Annotated in this window: 19 protein-coding genes; 13 read left to right on the top strand and 6 right to left on the bottom strand. The window is 36.0% G+C overall.

Features of this window, described 5'->3' with window-relative positions; genetic code table 11:
- Nucleotides 1-7 precede the first annotated feature (7 nt).
- A complete protein-coding gene (locus tag A4G25_RS04290; RefSeq protein WP_047132932.1) occupies nt 8-325 on the bottom strand; it encodes a DUF5011 domain-containing protein in 318 nt (105 codons plus the stop codon).
- A gap of 385 nt (nt 326-710) precedes the next feature.
- Between A4G25_RS04290 and A4G25_RS04285 the strand changes: the two genes are divergently transcribed.
- Entirely contained in the window at nt 711-1,859 is a 1,149-nt protein-coding gene (locus A4G25_RS04285; RefSeq protein ID WP_047132933.1) for a globin domain-containing protein, read from the top strand.
- A gap of 75 nt (nt 1,860-1,934) precedes the next feature.
- On the opposite strand, the gene A4G25_RS04280 is transcribed toward A4G25_RS04285, so the two are convergent.
- Nucleotides 1,935-3,251: an ISL3 family transposase gene (locus A4G25_RS04280; protein WP_063164607.1), complete on the bottom strand. Its 1,317-nt coding sequence runs from the start codon at nt 3,249-3,251 to the stop codon at nt 1,935-1,937.
- Between the two features lie 218 nt (nt 3,252-3,469).
- Between A4G25_RS04280 and A4G25_RS04275 the strand changes: the two genes are divergently transcribed.
- On the top strand, nt 3,470-4,546 hold the full coding sequence (locus A4G25_RS04275) for a M42 family metallopeptidase (protein WP_047132381.1): 1,077 nt from the start codon (nt 3,470-3,472) through the stop codon (nt 4,544-4,546).
- A 116-nt stretch (nt 4,547-4,662) separates the two neighbouring features.
- On the opposite strand, the gene folD is transcribed toward A4G25_RS04275, so the two are convergent.
- On the bottom strand, nt 4,663-5,520 hold the full coding sequence (gene folD, locus A4G25_RS04270; RefSeq protein ID WP_047132382.1) for a bifunctional methylenetetrahydrofolate dehydrogenase/methenyltetrahydrofolate cyclohydrolase FolD: 858 nt from the start codon (nt 5,518-5,520) through the stop codon (nt 4,663-4,665).
- A 208-nt stretch (nt 5,521-5,728) separates the two neighbouring features.
- Between folD and purE the strand changes: the two genes are divergently transcribed.
- The 11 genes from purE to purD are packed head-to-tail and all read left to right on the top strand — an operon-like array spanning nt 5,729 to nt 16,921.
- Nucleotides 5,729-6,211, top strand: coding sequence for a 5-(carboxyamino)imidazole ribonucleotide mutase (purE, locus tag A4G25_RS04265; RefSeq protein ID WP_041612960.1), 483 nt, complete (start codon nt 5,729-5,731; stop codon nt 6,209-6,211).
- Nucleotides 6,198-7,325 (top strand): 5-(carboxyamino)imidazole ribonucleotide synthase, encoded by a 1,128-nt coding sequence (gene purK / locus A4G25_RS04260; RefSeq protein ID WP_047132383.1) that lies wholly within the window; start codon nt 6,198-6,200, stop codon nt 7,323-7,325. The genes purE and purK overlap by 14 nt, the downstream gene beginning before the upstream one ends.
- Nucleotides 7,325-8,029, top strand: a complete 705-nt coding sequence (gene purC, locus A4G25_RS04255) for a phosphoribosylaminoimidazolesuccinocarboxamide synthase (RefSeq protein WP_047132384.1) — start codon at nt 7,325-7,327, stop codon at nt 8,027-8,029. The genes purK and purC overlap by 1 nt, the downstream gene beginning before the upstream one ends.
- A complete protein-coding gene (gene purS, locus A4G25_RS04250) occupies nt 8,029-8,295 on the top strand; it encodes a phosphoribosylformylglycinamidine synthase subunit PurS (protein WP_015899943.1) in 267 nt (88 codons plus the stop codon). Before purC ends, purS begins: the two co-directional genes overlap by 1 nt.
- Nucleotides 8,295-8,966 (top strand): phosphoribosylformylglycinamidine synthase subunit PurQ, encoded by a 672-nt coding sequence (gene purQ, locus A4G25_RS04245; protein WP_047132385.1) that lies wholly within the window; start codon nt 8,295-8,297, stop codon nt 8,964-8,966. The genes purS and purQ overlap by 1 nt, the downstream gene beginning before the upstream one ends.
- A complete protein-coding gene (gene purL, locus A4G25_RS04240; RefSeq protein WP_047132386.1) occupies nt 8,959-11,148 on the top strand; it encodes a phosphoribosylformylglycinamidine synthase subunit PurL in 2,190 nt (729 codons plus the stop codon). The genes purQ and purL overlap by 8 nt, the downstream gene beginning before the upstream one ends.
- Nucleotides 11,127-12,548: an amidophosphoribosyltransferase gene (purF, locus tag A4G25_RS04235; protein WP_047132387.1), complete on the top strand. Its 1,422-nt coding sequence runs from the start codon at nt 11,127-11,129 to the stop codon at nt 12,546-12,548. Before purL ends, purF begins: the two co-directional genes overlap by 22 nt.
- A gap of 4 nt (nt 12,549-12,552) precedes the next feature.
- The gene (gene purM / locus A4G25_RS04230) at nt 12,553-13,590 is read left to right on the top strand and encodes a phosphoribosylformylglycinamidine cyclo-ligase (protein ID WP_047132388.1); all 1,038 of its coding nucleotides are present in this window, start codon (nt 12,553-12,555) and stop codon (nt 13,588-13,590) included.
- Nucleotides 13,587-14,153: a phosphoribosylglycinamide formyltransferase gene (purN, locus tag A4G25_RS04225; protein ID WP_047132389.1), complete on the top strand. Its 567-nt coding sequence runs from the start codon at nt 13,587-13,589 to the stop codon at nt 14,151-14,153. The genes purM and purN overlap by 4 nt, the downstream gene beginning before the upstream one ends.
- A gap of 17 nt (nt 14,154-14,170) precedes the next feature.
- Nucleotides 14,171-15,649 carry a bifunctional phosphoribosylaminoimidazolecarboxamide formyltransferase/IMP cyclohydrolase gene (purH, locus tag A4G25_RS04220; RefSeq protein ID WP_047132390.1) on the top strand — a complete coding sequence of 493 codons (1,479 nt, stop codon included), beginning with the start codon at nt 14,171-14,173 and terminating at the stop codon, nt 15,647-15,649.
- 24 nt (nt 15,650-15,673) lie between these two features.
- Nucleotides 15,674-16,921 (top strand): phosphoribosylamine--glycine ligase, encoded by a 1,248-nt coding sequence (gene purD / locus A4G25_RS04215; RefSeq protein ID WP_047132391.1) that lies wholly within the window; start codon nt 15,674-15,676, stop codon nt 16,919-16,921.
- Between the two features lie 190 nt (nt 16,922-17,111).
- On the opposite strand, the gene A4G25_RS04210 is transcribed toward purD, so the two are convergent.
- The 3 genes from A4G25_RS04210 to A4G25_RS04200 form a co-directional block, all read right to left on the bottom strand.
- Nucleotides 17,112-17,336 carry a hypothetical protein gene (locus A4G25_RS04210; RefSeq protein ID WP_047132392.1) on the bottom strand — a complete coding sequence of 75 codons (225 nt, stop codon included), beginning with the start codon at nt 17,334-17,336 and terminating at the stop codon, nt 17,112-17,114.
- 227 nt (nt 17,337-17,563) lie between these two features.
- Nucleotides 17,564-18,358 (bottom strand): energy-coupling factor transporter transmembrane component T family protein, encoded by a 795-nt coding sequence (locus A4G25_RS04205; protein ID WP_047132393.1) that lies wholly within the window; start codon nt 18,356-18,358, stop codon nt 17,564-17,566.
- Entirely contained in the window at nt 18,351-19,760 is a 1,410-nt protein-coding gene (locus A4G25_RS04200) for an ABC transporter ATP-binding protein (RefSeq protein ID WP_047132394.1), read from the bottom strand. The genes A4G25_RS04205 and A4G25_RS04200 overlap by 8 nt, the downstream gene beginning before the upstream one ends.
- Nucleotides 19,761-19,765 lie beyond the last annotated feature (5 nt).

Genomic DNA, 19,765 nt, shown 5'->3' with positions numbered 1-19,765 from the left:
ATTCTAATTATTTGACTTCTATGTAACGTTCTGAAATTTCTTTCGCGCCATCTGAGTCAATTACTTGATATTCAACTTTATACTTTCCAATTTTATTAGTATCAATATTTCCTTTAACTTTAATTTGATCAGTTAAATCGCCGTCTTCTTTATCAAAAGCACTGACTCCATTCAATAGGTTGTAATTTTCACCTTTTTGAATGATAGCATCTTCAACGCCTTTTAATTCAGGTACAGAGTTGTCAGTAGCTTCAGCATTCAAATTAGGTGTAACAAGAGTTGCTGAAACACCAAGTGCTGATAAAGACTGTAACAGTTTGTGCATTTTTATCGACCTCCGAATTCAATGGCTAACGTTTTGGTTTATACATATACTATAACGATTTATTTATTAAGTCACATCATACTATGGACCTAATCTTTATGATACATACAATATTAAATGATAATTATGAAAATTAGATTAAAAACGCGTAAAATTTTCAGAAAACCCGAAATAGTGTGGATGGATAGGCCTCTTATATAGTACAAAAAATTGAAACTATATTCAGCTTAATGTTTTAAAGTTAGGCAAAAGTATATAAAAAGTAATAGATATATGTCTAAAAATGTTGTTATTTTTGACTATTATGTGAACTCAGGATTTAAATGTTTATAAATCGACAAAACAGTATTATGATTAAATTGAGTCGAAGAGGGAGTGAAGTTAAATGTTAACTGAACAAGAAAAAGATATTATTACAAAAACAGTACCAGTGTTACAAGACAAAGGTGTTGAAATTACGTCATTCTTCTATAATAGAATGTTTAATGAACATCCTGAGTTACGTAACATGTTTAACCAAACCAACCAGAAAAAGGGTTTGCAATCAACTGCCTTGGCACAAACAGTATTAGCTGCAGCAGCAAATATTGAAAATTTAGGTTCAATTATGCCTGTTGTAAGAGAAATTGCTTATAAACACTGCGCATTACAAGTACCTCCAGCTGGTTATAAAATTGTTGGAGATAATTTAATCGCAGCTATTATGGAAGTTTTAGGTTTAGAGGAAGAAGATCCAATTATTCAAGCTTGGATTAATGCTTATTGGGAAATTGCCGATGTATTTATCGAAGTTGAAAAAGAAATGTATAGCGATATGTTATGGGATGGCTTCCAACCGTTTAAAATTACAAATATTGAAAATGTAGCATCTGACATTAAAGCATTTACAGTTTCTTCAGATGAATATGATTTAAGTCAATTTATTCCAGGTCAATATATCACTGTTGATGTAAGCAGTGAAAAATTACCGTATAGAGCAAAACGTCACTATTCAATCGTTGGTGGAGACAACGACACATTAACATTTGCAGTTAAACGCGACGTTACAGAAGATAATGAAGGCGAAGTATCAACTATCCTTCATGATGAATTGAAAGTCGGAGACGACATTAATCTGACTGCTCCAGTAGGTGCGTTCAGATTGCATGAAGAAAGCAAACCGCAACTATTCTTAGGATCTGGTATCGGGGTAACTCCTTTAGTATCAATGTTCGAAGCTGCAGTTGAAGGCGACGCTGAAAGTGTACAATTCATTCATAACACACGTAATGTCTCAGATGTACCTTTTGCTGAACGTTTAGCAAACTTTGCAGCAGAATATGATAATGCTGAATACACATTACACGATAAAGAAGCAGAAGGTTATATTACTAAAGAAGATTTAAAACCATATGTTTCAGATGATACACAAATTTATATTTGTGGCGGCATTTCTTTCTTAAAATCAATCGTTAATGAATTATATGAGTTGGGTGTCGACAAATCTCGTATCCACTTCGAAACATTCATTCCACGTTTAAGTGTAGAAGTTTAATTTTAAGCAGAATTAAAAATCATTTATTAATATTGGCTCTCTGTCAAATAGGACTGGTGGCTCAAATTATAGAGGTTAAGCAGCTTTTAGCTGCTTAATCTCTTTTTTAGGATTCGAGGAAAAAAGTCTCGTACATAAAATAATACGATTGCGCAAATTAGTGAAGTTTCTATAACCGAAAGAAACCCTTTTTATCAGTTTGATCTTATTATTAATACCTTCGAGCGGACCGTTGGTCAGATTCGAATATTCCAAAGTATTCAGTACCATGTCATGATAATTTTTAAGTGTTCTGATGGAAATTTGAAGTTTGGGGGCAATGTTTCCCATGGTTATTGCCTGTATGGTTGATGTATATAACTGTTCATCATTTTCTTTTAAAGCGTAACGCAGCTGATGGACATAGTGATGCGTGTTTAACAATTTATCATCAAAATCCAATAAGAAATCTACAATTCCTTTGGTGGTTTTCCATTGTTTGAACAGAGGAACTTTATTATATTCGAACATCTCCAATTGTTCATAAGGTTTCAAAAGCAGTTTCCAGTAACGCTTATATTTATTGTAAAGCGGTCTGTCGTTATTTCGGAAAGTATTCATAACACTGACACGAGTCATATTCAAAGCACGATTCAATGATTGTACAATATGGAATCGGTCTATAATAATTTTGGCATTAGGGAATACTTCGTTGATCAAAGACATATAAGGTTCGTACATATCGATAGATACCGTCTTCACACGTTGTCTTTCAGCTAGTGAATAACGATAAAAGTGCGTTTTCAGAGCTGCCAATCTGCGATCGGGAACAATATCTACGATACGATGGGACACAGCATCAGCATAAATAAAACTCATATTATGGCTGACATGTTTGACACTTTTGAATTCATCCATCATTAAATGTTCAGGCAAAGCGCTGAACGGCTTTTGAGCAATCTGAGAAGCAGCTTTATCTATCATCCGAGCAACTGTAGAAGCCCCGACAGCACACGATTCAGCAATTGATTTTTGAGAACGGATTTCGGTAGCTTTCTGCAAAACAGCTAAACGGGTATTATCCGAAATATGGCAATGTCTCTCAACTATTTTTGTTTCAGCAGTGAAGTGCGTACAGCAGTGCTTACAGTAAAAACGCTGCTTCTTCAGGTTCAAATAGGCTTGTCTTTCAGATACCTTAGGTATCGTAATACGGGAATTCTTCATTCCATTTTTTATAATGGAGTACTCGGTATTTTTAAAGCCGCAGTTTTCACAGTGCTCAGGAACGTACGTCAATTTTCCAAAGTAGAATAGACACGTTTTTCCTTTATACTCTTTTTCTTCAACCTTAGTATCGAATTCTATATTTTTATCTTTAATTCCCAGTGTAGTTGATATAAAATGATTCATAGGCGCAACTTATCTCCTTTAATTTGGGTTTGGTCACTTTAAATTATAGAGATAATTGCGCTATTTTTATATCAAAAAATCGGACGAGTGATTTTCTCACCAGTCCGATTTAGTATAGAACCTTAATATTAAGCAGACAAGTCTTGATTATAGGCTTGTCTGCTTTTATTTGTTTTTTAAAGTTGCTAATATTAAATAAAATGAAAGGGGAAATGAAAATGGATGAAACGAATCAATTATTAAAAAAGTTAACAGATGTTAATGGGATTGCAGGACATGAAATGCAAGTTAAGGAAGCAATGCGTGAATATCTTGCCCCTGTATCTGATGAACTGATTGAAGACAACTTAGGCGGTATTTTCGGCAAAAAGAAAGCTGCCAATGGAAATAAGACTTTGATGATAGCAGGACACTTAGATGAAGTTGGGTTTATAGTAACTGATATTGATGAAAATGGTTATATCAAATTTGCAGCTGCCGGTGGATGGTGGAGTCAAGTCATGCTTTCACAAAAAGTGACAGTTACAACTGAAGATGGCAGTGAAATCAGAGGGGTAATCGGATCTAAACCTCCTCATGTATTAGCACCTGAAGAAAGAAAACAAGCGATGGATATAAAGAATATGTTTATTGATATCGGGGTTTCTTCAAAAGAAGAAGCGGAAAAATTAGGAATAGATTTAGGAGATATGATAACACCATATTCTGAATTTGAAGTGATGGCAGATGAGAATTATTTATTAGCTAAAGCTTTTGATAATCGTTTCGGATGTGCGCTTTCAGTGGATGTATTAAGAAATTTAAAAAGTGAAGCGATTGATATTAATCTTGTTTCTGGTGCGACAGTACAAGAGGAAGTAGGTTTACGCGGTGCTAAAGTTGCAGCACATAAAATTAAACCTGATTTGGCAATCGCTGTGGATGTAGGAATTGCATATGATACCCCTGGAATGAAAGGTGGTACTGAGCAATCTGAACTTGGCAAAGGACCACTGGTTATTTTTATGGATGCAACAATTATTGCTCATGTTGGTTTACGCAGACATATTAAAAAAGTAGCTAAAGATAAAGGAATTGAAGTGCAGTGGGGAACTACGCAAGGCGGCGGTACAGATGCCGGAAGTATACATCTTGTAGATGATGGTATACCATCAATTGTCATCGGCGTACCTCTAAGATATATGCACTCGAATGTTTCTATTATGCATAAACAAGATTATTTGAATGCAGTGAAGTTAGTTACTGAAGTTGTGAAATCTTTAGACGATGAAACAGTTGAAAATATTAAATGGTAATAAAATAAATGGAAAAGGGAGAAGCCTACATTTTTTGTAAGCATCTCCCTTTTTGTATAGTGAATGAAAATTAAAAAGTTCCCTCAAACATCTAGATTTTCATTCTTCAAAATGAATTATTCAATACCTCGACGCATTTTCTCAGCTAGTAAAGTATTATTCAATACCATCGTAATTGTCATAGGGCCAACGCCGCCAGGAACAGGAGTGATTGCACCTGCAATTTCTTTGACGTCTTCATATTCAACGTCTCCTTTTAATTTTCCGTTTTCATCAGGTGTATTACCAACATCGATGACAACGGCACCTTCTTTAACATCTTCTTTTGTAACTAATCCAGGTTTACCTACCGCACTGACTATGATATCTGCATCTTTAAGATGTTTGCTCATATCTTTTGAATGAGAATGCAAGATAGTTACAGTTGCGTTTTGTTGAATCAATAATTTTGAAACAGGTTGACCAACGATATGACTGCGGCCGATTACTACTGCATCTTTACCGTCTAAGTCAATATCTGCATTTTTAAGCAATTCCATAATACCAAGTGGTGTACAAGGTACAAAAGTTTGCTCATCAATGTATAATTTACCGATATTTTGCGGGTGGAAGCCATCTACATCTTTTTCTGGGTTGATAGCTTCAAGTACTTTTTGTTCACTTACTTGTGATGGAAGCGGTACTTGAACCAAGATGCCGCTAACGCTGTCATCATTATTCAAACGTTCTAGTTCGTTTAATACTTCTTCTTCAGTTGCTGTTTCCTCTAAATGTACGATTTCTGAGATCATACCGATTTTTTCAGCAGCTTTCTTTTTAGATTTTACATAGCTAAGACTAGCACCATTATTGCCCACTAAGATTACAGAAAGTTTAGGCGTATAGCCCTTTTCTTTTAACGCTTCAACTTGATCTTGCAACCCTTGGCGATAGTCCTTTGCAATTTGTTTGCCATCTAAAATTTTTGCAACCATGTGTAAATTCCTCCTAAATAATTTTCGAACTTTAACAAAGATTAAAAAGTGTAAATTAACGAATTTACGTATAATTACGTAATTTTCTTTAAAAAAACTGTCGAAAGTTCGATTTTTGATTGAAAAAGCATTACCTGATTTGTTATGCTATATCTGTAATATACAACTTACTTGATTAAAATTTCAAATAATTGAAAGGGTGTTCAATTTGAAAGTGGCAGTTATTATGGGCAGTTCTTCTGACTGGAATATTATGTCAGAAAGTTGCCAGATGTTGGACCAATTTGGAATTCCGTACGATAAAAAGGTAGTATCTGCACATCGTACGCCGAAATTAATGTTCGACTTTGCGACAGAAGCCAGATTAAATGGTTATGATGTCATTATTGCAGGCGCAGGCGGAGCAGCGCATTTACCAGGAATGGTTGCTTCAATGACAACATTGCCTGTTATTGGCGTTCCTATTGAATCAAAAAGCTTAAAAGGATTAGATTCACTGTTATCTATTGTGCAAATGCCAGGTGGTATTCCAGTTGCTACAACAGCAATCGGCAAGGCAGGAGCTAAAAATGCAGGTATTCTTGCCGCACGTATTTTAAGCATTAAGAGTGATGAAGTACGTAAGAAGTTAGAAGAGTATCAGCAATCACTAGTAGACAAAGTAGGAGAGATGCAAAGTGAACTTCAATAAATTAAAATTCGGTGCCACTATAGGAATTATCGGCGGCGGACAATTAGGTAAAATGATGGCGCAATCAGCTCAAAAAATGGGCTTTAAAGTTATCGTGTTAGATCCTGATGCTGAGGCTCCTTGTCAGTATGTAGCACATGAATTTATTAATGCTGCTTACGATGACATGGATGCTTTAAGAAAATTAGGAGAAGTTTCAGACGTCATTACTTATGAATTTGAAAATATTGCTGCAGATCAATTGAAAGCATTAACTGAAGAATTCAATGTTCCCCAAGGCTATCAAGCTATCCAATTACTTCAAGACCGTTTGACTGAAAAGCAGACATTAGAAGCTGCTGGAACTAAAATTGTTCCTTATGCACAGTTGACTAAACCTTCTGATTTGGATGCCACAGTTGATAAATTAGGTTATCCATTTATGGTAAAAACACGTTTTGGTGGATACGATGGAAAAGGGCAAATACTAGTTCGAGATGCAAATGACTTGAATGAAGCGAAAACTCTTGTCGAAAACCAAGAGTGTGTAGCTGAACAATTTTTAGATTTATATAAAGAAGTCTCACTAACAGTTACTATCGGAAATGGCGGTCAAATTAGTTATTTCCCACTTCAAGAAAACGAACACCGCGACCAAGTTCTTTTTAAAACAATCGTCCCAGCACGTTCTGATAAAGAAAACGAAGCACGAAACGAAGTAGATAAAATTAAAAATAAAGTACACTTTGTCGGAACTTTCACTGTGGAATTCTTTATCGATAAAAATAATGATCTTTATGTAAATGAAATTGCACCACGACCACACAATTCTGGACATTATTCTATTGAAGCTTGTGATTATTCACAATTTGACACACATATTTTAGCTGTCACAGGTCAGAAGCTGCCAGAAAAAATTGAAGTCTTAAAACCTGCAGTTATGATGAACCTGTTAGGAAAAGATTTAGATTTATTAGAAGATGAATTTGGTGACCATCCAGAATGGCATGTACACATTTATGGCAAAGCATCAAGAAAACCAGCAAGAAAAATGGGACATATGACAGTGTTAACAGATGATGTTGATAAAACAGAACAAGAAATGTTAACAACCTTTAAAGGAGGAAACAAGTAATGTCATTATTATATGAAGGAAAAGCAAAACGTATTTTTTCAACAGATGAAGATGGCGTATTAAGAGTTGAATATAAAGATGAAGTGACAGCAGGAAATGGTGCGAAAAAAGACCACATTGAAGGTAAAGGTCGACTAAATAACCAAATTACTTCAATTATTTTTGAACACCTGAAAAAACATGGTATTAAAAGCCACTTTATAGAACAAACATCAGAAACTGAACAACTTGTACGTTCAGTAGAAATTATACCGTTAGAAGTTGTTGTAAGAAATATTGCAGCAGGTTCAATTACCAAACGTTTGGGTTTTGAAAAAGGACATGAATTCGAAACACCGCTTGTTGAATTCTTCTATAAAAATGATGACTTGAATGATCCTCTTATCACAGATGACCATGTTAAATTATTGAATATTGCAAATGATGAAGAAATTGCAAAATTGAAAAAAATGGCATTAGAAATCAATAAAGCATTAGTTGAAATGTTAGACAGTATTAATTTACGCTTAGTAGATTTTAAAATTGAATTCGGACGAACAGAAGATGGCGATATCTTATTAGCTGACGAAATTTCACCAGATACTTGTCGTATTTGGGAAAAAGACAGCGACACAAATTTTGATAAAGATGTATACCGTGAAGATCGCGGTTCAATTATTGACACATACCAAACTTTCTTAAATAAACTGGAGGCACTTAAATAATGAAAACTATCGAATTGCACATCACATTACAACCGCAAGTATTAGATACACAAGGACAAGCACTTAATCGTGCAGTACATGACTTAGGTTATAACCAAGTTAATGATATTCGTGTAGGTAAATTATTGTACTTTACTGTAGATGAAGCGACAGATGAAGCAGTACACAATATTGTAAACACATTAAGTGAAAAATTGTTTGCGAATACAGTTATCGAAGAATACAGCTATAAAGTTGTCGAAGATGATGAAAAGGAGAATGCATAATGAAATTCGCAGTATTAGTATTTCCTGGCTCTAACTGTGACAGAGATATGCTGAATGGGGCATTGAAAACAGGTGCTGAGGCAGAATATGTAGATTACCGCGAAACTTCATTAGAAGGCTTCGACGGTGTATTGATTCCAGGCGGTTTCTCATTCGGTGACTATTTACGTTCTGGAGCGATGGCAAGTGTTGCACCAATTATTTCTGAAGTTAAACGTTTTGCTGAAGAAGGCAAACCAGTTCTTGGTGTTTGTAATGGTTTCCAAGTTTTAACGGAAGTAGGATTATTACCTGGAGCTTTATTGCATAATGATACGCATTTATTTGTAAGCCGCAACGAAACTTTGAAAATTGTTAATAACCAAACACCTTTTACAAAAGAATATGCTGAAAACGAAACAGTTGTTTATCCAGTAGCACATGGTGAAGGAAATTATTATTGTACTGAAGAAATGTATAAAGCATTAGAAGCAAACAATCAAATCATTTTAAAATATACAGATAACCCTAATGGTTCTTATGATGATATCGCAGGCATCGTAAATGAGCGCGGAAATGTATGCGGAATGATGCCTCACCCAGAACGTGCATTAGAATCAATTTTAGGAACAGAAGATGGTGTGAAATTATTTGAGTCAATGGTAAATAGTTGGAGGGAACAAAATGCCTAAGTTTATTGAGCCAAGTATTGAAGAAATCAAAGCTGAGAAATTATACAGCGACATGGGATTAACTGATGCAGAATATGATAAAGTAGTCGACATTTTAGGAAGAGAGCCGAACTTTACTGAAATAGGAATTTTTTCAGTAATGTGGAGTGAACATTGTTCATATAAACATTCAAAACCATTTTTAAAACAGTTCCCAACAACAAGTGAACATGTGTTAATGGGGCCTGGTGAAGGTGCTGGTGTTGTTGATATCGGCGATAACCAAGCTGTTGTGTTTAAAGTTGAATCTCATAACCATCCATCAGCGATCGAACCTTATCAAGGTGCAGCAACAGGTGTTGGCGGTATTATTCGTGACATCGTATCTATCGGTGCACGCCCAATCAACTTATTAAACAGTTTACGTTTTGGTGAATTAGACGAAATTCAAAACCGCACTTTAACACGCGGTGTTGTTGCAGGTATCGGCGGTTACGGCAACTGTATCGGTATTCCGACAACTGCAGGTGAAATTGAATTTGATGAACGTTATGACGGCAACCCATTAGTAAATGCAATGTGTGTTGGTATCATCGATCACGATATGATTCAAAAAGGTACTGCTAAAGGTGTTGGCAACTCTGTAATTTATGTTGGTTTAAAAACAGGACGTGATGGTATCCATGGTGCGACTTTTGCTTCTGAAGAATTGAGCGAAGAAAGTGAAAGCAAACGTCCTTCAGTTCAAATCGGTGACCCATTTGTAGGTAAAAAATTAATGGAAGCAACACTTGAAGCCATCACATTCCCAGAATTAGTCGGCATTCAAGATATGGGTGCTGCTGGTTTAACATCTTCATCATCTGAAATGGCAGCTAAAGGCGGAAGCGGCATGCATATGCGTTTAGATCAAGTGCCTGTACGTGAAGAAGGTATTTCACCTTATGAAATGATGCTTTCAGAAACACAAGAACGTATGTTATTAGTTGTTGAAAAAGGTACAGAACAAAAATTCTTAGATTTATTCGATAAACACGAATTAGACAGTGCAGTTATCGGAGAAGTAACAGATACAGATCGTTTCGTTCTTACTTATGAAGATGAAGTATATGCTGATATTCCTGTAGAACCATTAGCAGATGAAGCGCCTGTTTATATTTTAGAAGGCGAAGAAAAAGCATACAACACTTCAAAAAATGATTACAGCAATGTAGATGTGAATGATGTATTCAAGAAATTATTGGCTCATCCGACAATTGCTTCTAAACGTTATTTATACGAACAATACGATCAACAAGTAGGTGCTAATACTGTTGTAAAACCAGGACTGCAAGCATCAGTAGTTCGTGTTGAAGGTACAAATAAAGCAATTGCTTCTACAATTGATGGTGAAGCACGTTATGTATATAACCAACCTTATGAAGGCGGTAAAATGGTTGTAGCAGAAGCTTATCGTAACTTAATCGCAGTAGGTGCTACACCACTCGCTATGACTGACTGCTTGAACTATGGTTCTCCTGAGAAAAAAGAAATCTATCAACAATTAATCGATTCTACAAAAGGTATGGCAGAAGCATGTGAAGTACTTAAAACACCAGTTGTGTCTGGTAACGTTTCTTTATATAACGAAACTAAAGGTACTTCAATTTTCCCAACACCAGTAGTAGGTATGGTCGGTTTAATTGAAAATATTGATTACTTAAATGATTTCCACCCGCATGCGGGAGATAAATTATATCTTGTAGGAGAAACTCGTAACGATTTCGGCGGCAGCCAACTTGAAAAATTATTATACGGTAAAGTCAACCATGAATCAGAAGCTTTAGATTTATCTGAGGAAGTAGAAAAAGGCGAACAAATCAAAAAAGCTATCAGAGACGGAAAAGCTTCTCATGTACAAACAGTCGGTAAAGGCGGTTTATTAATTACACTTGCACGATTCAGTGCTTTCTATGGTTTAGGCGTAGATGCTGAATTAGACGTATCTGATGCGCAATTATTCAGTGAATCTCAAGGTCGTTATATTGTCGCAGTTAAAGAAGGGCAAACATTAGATATTCCGAATGCACAAGAAATCGGAACGGTAAAAGACAATGGTCAATTTAAAGTAACTAACGGTCAAACAACAGTAGAAGAAAGCGTGTCGACGTTAAACGAAATTTGGGAAGGAGCAATTCCTCAATGTATGACATCCGCGGATTAAATGAAGAATGTGGAGTCTTTGGAATATGGAATCATCCTCATGCAGCTACACTAACTTACATGGCGTTGCATAGTTTGCAGCATCGTGGACAAGAAGGTGCAGGTATTGTGTGCTCAAACGGCGAATCGCTGTTTGGCGCACGCGGCATGGGTTTGTTAACTGAAGCAATTTCAGATGCACAATTAGAATCATTGCAAGGTTTTCAAAATGCAATCGGACATGTGCGTTATGCGACAAGAGGAGCTAGCGAGATTGCCAACGTACAACCATTCTTATTCAAACATTCAAAAGGTGATTTAGGATTAGCACATAACGGCAATTTGACAAATGCAGTTCAAATTCGCCATGCCTTAGAATCAGAAGGCAGTGTGTTCCAAACAACAAGTGATTCAGAAGTATTGGCTCATTTGTTGATCAGAGGTAAATCACCAAACATTAAAACCAATCAAAAAGCGGCATTAAATCAAGTTAAAGGTGCATTCAGTTGTGTCATGCTGAATACGAATCAATTAGCAGCAGTCAGAGACAACAATGGTGTACGTCCTTTGATGTTGGGTGAAGTTGACGGGGCATATTGTGTTGCAAGTGAAACATGTGCGTTTCAAGCTATCGGCGCAACATATATTCGTGATATTGAACCAGGTGAATTGATTACATTCAGCGGCGAAAATGACGTTGATTATGATTATTATTCTACAAATATCAATCATAATATGTGTTCGATGGAATATGTTTACTTTGCACGTCCTGATTCAGAATTTCATAAACATTCTATTTACAATGTACGTAAAGCTTTAGGTAAAAAATTAGCAAGTGAAATGGGAATTGAAGCTGATATTGTCATCGGTGTACCTGATTCTTCTTTACAAGCAGCCAAAGGCTTTTCAGAGTATACAGGTATTCCGAATGAACAAGGTTTATTAAAAAATCGTTATATCGGACGTACTTTTATTACACCTGACCAAAGTGTGCGTGAGAAACAAGTGCGTATGAAGCATTCGCCTATCAGAGACGTAATTGAAGGCAAACGTGTAGTCGTTATCGATGACTCTATTGTACGTGGTACAACAAGTAAATATATTGTGAAAGCTTTAAAATCAGCAGGAGCTAAAGAAGTACACATGGGTATTTCGTCACCGCCTTTAGTAGATCCGTGCTACTACGGCATTGACGTTTCAACACATGCTGAATTAATGGCAGCTCAACATACAGTAGAAGAAATGAAAGAAATGATCGGTGCAGATTCTTTAACATATCTTTCTGTAGAAGGTATGCACGAAGTATTCCATGAATTTGATTCAAAAGGCGAATGTGATGCTTGCTTTACAGGAAATTATCCAATTGAAATTGTCGATCATCAATTACCAGAAGTAAAAGAACTTAAGAGAAGAGGAGTGTAAAGCTGTGGCAGAGTCATATAAAAATGCAGGTGTAGATATTCATGCGGGTTATGAAGCGGTAGAACGTATGAAAAGTCATGTACAACGTACGATGCGTAAAGAAGTTCTAGGTGGCTTAGGAGGTTTCGGTGCAGCATTTGATTTATCGCAATTAAATATGCAGAAACCTGTTTTAGTTTCAGGTACAGATGGTGTAGGTACTAAATTAAAACTTGCGATTGATCATAACAAACATGACACAATCGGTATTGATGCCGTTGCAATGTGTGTGAACGATATTTTAACAACAGGAGCTGAACCGCTTTATTTCTTAGACTATATTGCAACAAATAAAGTAGTGCCCGAAGTGATTGAACAAATCGTTAAAGGTGTAAGTGATGGTTGTGAAGAGACTAACACGGCTTTAATCGGTGGTGAGACTGCTGAGATGGGCGAAATGTATCATGAAGGTGAATATGATTTAGCGGGCTTTGCAGTAGGTGCGGTTGAAAAGGATGATTATATCGATGGATCAGCTGTAAAACCAGGACAAGTGATTATTGGACTTGCTTCAAGCGGTATTCATTCAAATGGTTATAGTCTTGTACGTCATTTGATTAAAGCTTCAGAAGTTGATCTTAATGCAGACTTTGAAAATGGTAAATCTTATTTAGATACATTCTTAGAACCTACACGTCTTTATGTTAAACCTGTTTTAGCGGTGAAAGAACAAGTGAAATTGTTTGCGATGACACATATCACTGGCGGCGGATTCTATGAAAATATTCCACGTGCATTGCCTGAAGGTGTCACAGCTGAAATCGACGTTAAATCCTTCCCGACACCAGCTGTTTTTGATTGGCTACAAAAAGAAGGCAGCATTGAAACTGAAGAAATGTATAACATCTTTAATATGGGTATCGGATTTACATTAGTAGTTGATGAAGCGGATGCCGAAAAAACATTGAGCATTTTAAAAGAACAAAATGTGGATGCTTATCAAATCGGTAAAATTATTGAAGCGGGCGATGAACCGATTGTGTTAACGGGGGTTAAAGCGTGACTAAAGTAGCAGTTTTTGCCTCAGGTTCAGGAAGTAACTTTGAAAATATCGCTCAGCGTATACAAGATGGCAGATTAGATAATATTGAAATTACAGCACTATATGTTGATCATGATGATGCTTATGCAATTCAGCGTGCTGAAAAATTAGATATTCCGGTCCATATCACATTACCTAAAACTTTCAATTCTAAAAAAGAATACGAGCAGCAACTGCTTAAACTTTTAAAACAAGAAAAAGTGGAATGGATTGTGCTTGCAGGATATATGCGTCTAATCGGTGCCGATTTATTAGATGCATACGAAGGCCGCATTTTAAATATTCATCCTGCACTCTTGCCGAAATATAAAGGTATTGATGCAATTGGACAAGCATATGAAAGCGGAGATAAAGTCACAGGTACAACAGTACATTTTGTTGATAGCGGCATGGATACTGGAGAAATTATCGAGCAAAGCCAATGTGACATCTATCCAGATGATACAAAAGAACAACTTGAAGACCGCATTAAACATTTAGAATATGAATTATATCCTAAAGTAATTGCGAACATTATTCGATAAGAGGGGCTATTTTTAAAATGAAAAAAGTTATTTTGAGTGTTTCAGATAAAAGTGGAATTGTAGACTTTGCCAAATCATTAGTTGGTTTAGATTATGAATTATATTCAACTGGCGGAACAAAACGTGCGCTAGACGAAGCAGGGGTGCCAGTTAAATCAGTATCAGATTTAACGCAATTTGATGAAATCATGGATGGTCGTGTAAAAACACTACATCCTGCAGTGCACGGGGGTATTTTAGCAGACAGAGATAAACCGGAACATTTACAACAATTGAAAGATAAAGGTATAGATTTAATTGATATGGTCGTTGTAAATTTATATCCTTTTAAAGAAACAGTTGCTAACCCAGATGTAACAGAAATGGACGCGATTGAAAACATTGATATCGGCGGACCTACTATGTTGCGTGCGGCTGCTAAAAACTTCAAACATGTTACAACTGTTGTAGATCCTTCTGACTATGATGCAGTGATTGAACATATTAAAAATGACACTTTAGATGAAGCATTCCGCAAATCATTAATGATTAAAGTATTTGAACATACAAATGATTATGATAATGCGATTGTCAACTTCTTTAAAGAAAATAAAGAACCTTTACGTTATGGTGAAAACCCTCAGCAAGATGCATACTTTGTACGTACTTCTGATGCACCGAATACAATTGCAGGTGCAAAACAATTACACGGTAAACAATTGAGCTTCAATAATATTAAAGATGCTGATGCAACATTAGCTTTAGCTAAAAAGTTTGAAGAACCTGCTGCTGTTGCAGTAAAACATATGAATCCATGCGGTGTAGGTGTAGGTTCTTCTATCGAAGAAGCATTCCAAAATGCATATGATGCAGATAGCCAATCTATCTTCGGTGGTATTGTAGCAGTGAATCGTCCTGTTACAAAAGAACTTGCTGAAAAGTTACATTCAATCTTTTTAGAGGTTGTTATTGCACCTTCATTTACTGAAGAAGCTTTAGAAGTATTGACGAAAAAGAAAAATATTCGTTTGCTAGAAGTTGAAATGACAGTAGACCACGATGAGAAAGAATATGTATCTGTATCTGGCGGTTATTTAGTACAAGACAAAGATACAAAAACAATTTCTCGTGACGATATGAAAGTAGTAACAAAAGCAGAACCGACTGAAGAACAATGGAAAGCTATGGAATTAGGCTGGAAAGTAGTTCCTTCAGTAAAAAGTAATGCCATCATTCTAAGCAATAATCATCAAACAGTTGGTATTGGCGCAGGTCAAATGAATCGTGTGGGTTCAGCTGAAATCGCAATTGAGCGTGCGATTGAAATTAATGATAATGTCGCACTTGTTTCTGATGGTTTCTTCCCAATGGATGATACAGTAGAACTTGCTGCTAAAGCAGGCATTAAAGCAATTATACAACCAGGCGGATCTATTAAAGACCAAGACTCTATTGATATGGCAGACAAACACGGCATTGCAATGGTAATGACAGGTGTACGCCACTTCAAACATTAAGGTATCAGGAGGTTTAAGCTTAAGATGAAAGTATTAGTAATCGGCGGTGGGGGCAGAGAACATGTCCTTGCGCATAAATTAAATCAATCTGAACTCGTAGATCAAGTGTTCGCAATTCCAGGTAATGCAGCAATGAAAAGTGTTGCTGAAGTGCATAGTGAAATTGCTGAAACAGCCCATGATGAGATTGTTGAATTTGCGAAAGACCATGATGTTGAATGGACAGTAGTAGGACCAGAGCAACCATTAACTGAAGGTTTAGGAGATAAATTGCGTCAAGCAGGTGTTAAAGTCTTCGGACCAGGAGAAAAAGCAGCACAAATTGAAGGTTCTAAATCATTTGCGAAACGTATCATGGAGAAATATGATATTCCAACAGCAGAATATGTAGAAGTGGATTCTAAGTCTGAAGCGTTAAAATATGTTGAAGACTGCAAGATTCCTGTTGTCTTAAAAAAAGACGGCTTAGCTGCGGGTAAAGGTGTTATTATTGCGATGACACGTGAAGAAGCTAAAGAAGCAGTTGAAACATTATATCCAGAAGAAACTGGAAAGGTTGTCTTTGAAGAGTTCTTAGAAGGCGAAGAGTACTCTGTGATGACATTTGTTAATGGAGATTATGCTGTACCTTTTGATACGATTGCACAAGACCATAAGCGTGCATTTGATGATGATAAAGGTCCTAATACAGGGGGTATGGGTGCTTATTGTCCTGTACCGCACATTTCGGAAGATATATTAGAACGTACAAATACTGAAATTGCACAACCTATTGCGAAAGCGATGCAAGAAGAAGGTTATCCGTTCTTTGGTGTATTATACATTGGTGCGATTTTGACTGAAGAAGGGCCTAAAGTCATCGAATTTAATGCACGTTTCGGTGATCCGGAAGCACAAGTGCTGTTAACTCGCTTAGAGAGTGATTTGATGCAGCATATCTTAGACTTAGAAGCACGTAAGGCAATAGAGTATCAATGGAAAGATGAAGCGGTTGTTGGTGTTATGCTAGCATCTAAAGGCTATCCTGGAACTTATGAAAAAGGTGTTAAAGTCAGCGGCTTTGATTTAGATGGTCAAACTTTTGTTAGCGGCTTGAAAAAAGAAGACAATGATTATGTTACTTCCGGCGGACGTGTTATCTTAGTTATCGGTGAAGGCAAGACTGTAAGTGAAGCTAAAGTGAATGCTTATAAAAAAGCTGATGCAATTGACAGTGAAGGTTTATTCTATCGTCGTGATATCAGTGATAAAGCAATCAAACATGAAGCGTAAATAATAAATGAGATGCCTCTTAAGGTGTCTCATTTTTTCTCAAGTAAAATTATAAATCGGTATAAGAAAATGATAACTATACAAAAAAGTGCTCTATTAATTCTAAATACAATTGTTTAGATAATAGAGCACTTTTTCATTTAGTTTTAAGAAAGAAATTTTTAAAATTCAATAGAAGGCATGTTTTAAGTTAATCTTCTGGAACAGATTTAGCCATGTCGATATAAGCTTGTTTATAACCCGCGATAAAGCGAGAGCTGTGTTTATTGAATAATTGACGCCACTTCCAAGCTCTTTTACGTTTTTTAATATAACGATTTAAGCGTCTCTTTTTATTTTTTAATTTTGCCATAGTGTCAATTTCTTTAGCGGCTTGCTGATAACCCTTATCATATGCGTCATTTCTCTTTTTCATAATGAAATCCTCCAGTTTCTGTGCGAATATTCAGTATATATTTATTATAGCATTAATTGCACGATACTTTTAATTATTTTAAGGTTAAAAAAATAAGCAGTAAACGGTTGAATCGGTAACCGCTCACTGCTGGAAAAGATATGGATGAATGAAAATGTAAAATTGGTTGGGTTGCAGCTCGACTACCACAACCCAGATATGCATTGTAAGGAAAAGTTTTGAGTGCGTCAACCGCGCACGTCTGTAATTCCTGTAATAGGTAAATAATGTGCTAATAATACAGCAATAATTAAGATTATCGCAAACAACAGGATAAAGAGGATATCACGATAACTAAATGGTGCATTATAATAATATGTTCTCGGACCGTCTTTAAAACCTTTTTTCTCCATAGCAACTGAAAGTTGATGTGCTTTACGAATGTTTTGACTGAGCAACGGAATAATTAAATGTTTCATTCGTGCAAATCCACGATAATTCGATTTATCCACCATTTGATAACGCATTTTTAAAGACTTGCGTAATTGTACAAATGAGGAAATAATAAGCGGCACCATACGAATTGCTGCCATAAATGCATAAGCTACTTTTGGTTTAACTTTTAAGTGCTGCATTAAACTGTAAAAAATCATGACAATTTGAGAAGTAAAGGCCATAACGATGCCAAAGAATGTCACAGTATCTGTACGCATTGATAAATGCAGACCACGAACTAAACTTTCAGTTGTGATGTTGATAATACCTAACTTGAAGAGGGTATGTGTCCCGTCTCCGTAAAAAATCATAAAGAGTGCAGAGATAATACTGAATATTACGGTATATAAAACAAACAAAGCTGTGACTTTGAATTTCATGCCCCCGAAAATAAGTAAGAATATCAACATAAACGCAGTCAAATAAATCATAATATCAAAGTTGTGCACGAAAATAACGAAGAAAAATAGGAATACACCTAATCCTAATTTCGTGATGATATTGACATTATCAACGAAGGTGAAATAGCGTTTCCATGCTTCATACATTATATTCACCTTCCGTTTCAAAAAGTTGTTCTTCACTTAGTAAATGATCGCGTAATTCAATGCGTCTTGTCGGATAGCGCTCAATTATATGAGGGTCATGTGTTACCATCACAATTGTTTGACCTTGAGCGACACGTTTTTGAAATAAAGATAACAAGTTGAAAGTATTATGACTATCTAAACCAAAAGTCGGTTCATCCAACAAGATAATATCTGCACGTGAACTTAATGCAGTTGCGACACTTAAACGACGCTTTTGTCCCATTGAAAGTTCGAATGGATGGTGGTCGCGCACAGCTTCTAAGTTCAGCATTTTAATAAGTTCCTCAGTTGCATCTTTTGCGTGGTCGCCACTAAAATTAATAAAGATTTCTTCATATACAGAGTTTGTAATGAACTGTAATTCAGGATTTTGATAGACCAAATACATATGCTGAGCAGCTTCTTTAATTTTATTTAAATGCTGACCTTGGTAGGTCATTTTACCGCGATACTTGATCAACTGCATCATAGATTCTAGCAATGTTGTTTTGCCTGAACCGTTTTTTCCGGTAATAGTAATCCATTCTCCAGCCCCGATTTCAAATTCCGGGATTTGAATTAATGATTTTTTACCGCGTATAATTTCACCATTACGGAATTGAAAATCAGGTTGGATTTCAGAATCTGATGGCAAAGTACTTTCAGGTGCATAATCCCAAGCACGAGGATGCCACACACCATATTCAGTTAATAATGCTTCATGTTGATGTAAAATAACTTCAGGTGTATCATCGGCAATAATCTCACCGTGGTAATTCATTAAAATAACACGGTCAATATGTTCCCAAATATGTTCAACTTTGTGTTCAACGATTAAAACAGTTTGGTCATGCCACATTTCTTTAATATGATTCCACAGATCTTCAGTAGCATCCACATCTAACATTGCTGTTGGCTCATCTAAAAAGAGGGTGTGAGCTTTTTGTAAGACTGTTTCAGCAATTGCTAATTTTTGTTTCATTCCGCCACTTAACTTTTGTACAGTTTGCTTTGGTCCCACATCTAAATCAACTGAAGCTAAAGCATCTAAAATTAATTGATCCATTTCTTTGCGGGGGACTTGTCTATTTTCTAATACAAAAGCAAGTTCTTCATAAACTTTCGGCATACAAAATTGAGTATCAGGATCTTGGAAAATAACACCACTATTTAAATCAACTTCTAGTTCATCATACTTCATCGGAAACTCTATTAAATTAGGAACAATCCCACTTAGTACATTGAGTAATGTACTTTTTCCACATCCTGATGGTCCTAATAATAAGACTTTTTGCTTATCCTGTATTTCTATATTTAAGCCATCAAATATTTTGTCAGGCGCATTTGGATATTTGAGTCGTAAATTTTTGGCACGTAACAAGGTGA

The sequence above is a fragment of the Staphylococcus condimenti genome (assembly GCF_001618885.1).
Lineage (GTDB): Bacteria > Bacillota > Bacilli > Staphylococcales > Staphylococcaceae > Staphylococcus > Staphylococcus condimenti.
This window is presented reverse-complemented; position numbering and strand designations above follow the sequence as displayed.

Excerpts from the sequence above, each read along its gene's own strand:
- A4G25_RS04290 (WP_047132932.1), bottom strand. The coding sequence starts at position 325 with ATGCACAAACTGTTACAGTCTTTATCAGCACTTGGTGTTTCAGCAACT.
- A4G25_RS04285 (WP_047132933.1), top strand. The coding sequence starts at position 711 with ATGTTAACTGAACAAGAAAAAGATATTATTACAAAAACAGTACCAGTG.
- A4G25_RS04280 (WP_063164607.1), bottom strand. The coding sequence starts at position 3,251 with ATGAATCATTTTATATCAACTACACTGGGAATTAAAGATAAAAATATA.
- A4G25_RS04275 (WP_047132381.1), top strand. The coding sequence starts at position 3,470 with ATGGATGAAACGAATCAATTATTAAAAAAGTTAACAGATGTTAATGGG.
- folD (WP_047132382.1), bottom strand. The coding sequence starts at position 5,520 with ATGGTTGCAAAAATTTTAGATGGCAAACAAATTGCAAAGGACTATCGC.
- purC (WP_047132384.1), top strand. The coding sequence starts at position 7,325 with ATGTCATTATTATATGAAGGAAAAGCAAAACGTATTTTTTCAACAGAT.
- purS (WP_015899943.1), top strand. The coding sequence starts at position 8,029 with ATGAAAACTATCGAATTGCACATCACATTACAACCGCAAGTATTAGAT.
- purQ (WP_047132385.1), top strand. The coding sequence starts at position 8,295 with ATGAAATTCGCAGTATTAGTATTTCCTGGCTCTAACTGTGACAGAGAT.
- purL (WP_047132386.1), top strand. The coding sequence starts at position 8,959 with ATGCCTAAGTTTATTGAGCCAAGTATTGAAGAAATCAAAGCTGAGAAA.
- purF (WP_047132387.1), top strand. The coding sequence starts at position 11,127 with ATGTATGACATCCGCGGATTAAATGAAGAATGTGGAGTCTTTGGAATA.
- purH (WP_047132390.1), top strand. The coding sequence starts at position 14,171 with ATGAAAAAAGTTATTTTGAGTGTTTCAGATAAAAGTGGAATTGTAGAC.
- purD (WP_047132391.1), top strand. The coding sequence starts at position 15,674 with ATGAAAGTATTAGTAATCGGCGGTGGGGGCAGAGAACATGTCCTTGCG.
- A4G25_RS04210 (WP_047132392.1), bottom strand. The coding sequence starts at position 17,336 with ATGAAAAAGAGAAATGACGCATATGATAAGGGTTATCAGCAAGCCGCT.
- A4G25_RS04205 (WP_047132393.1), bottom strand. The coding sequence starts at position 18,358 with ATGTATGAAGCATGGAAACGCTATTTCACCTTCGTTGATAATGTCAAT.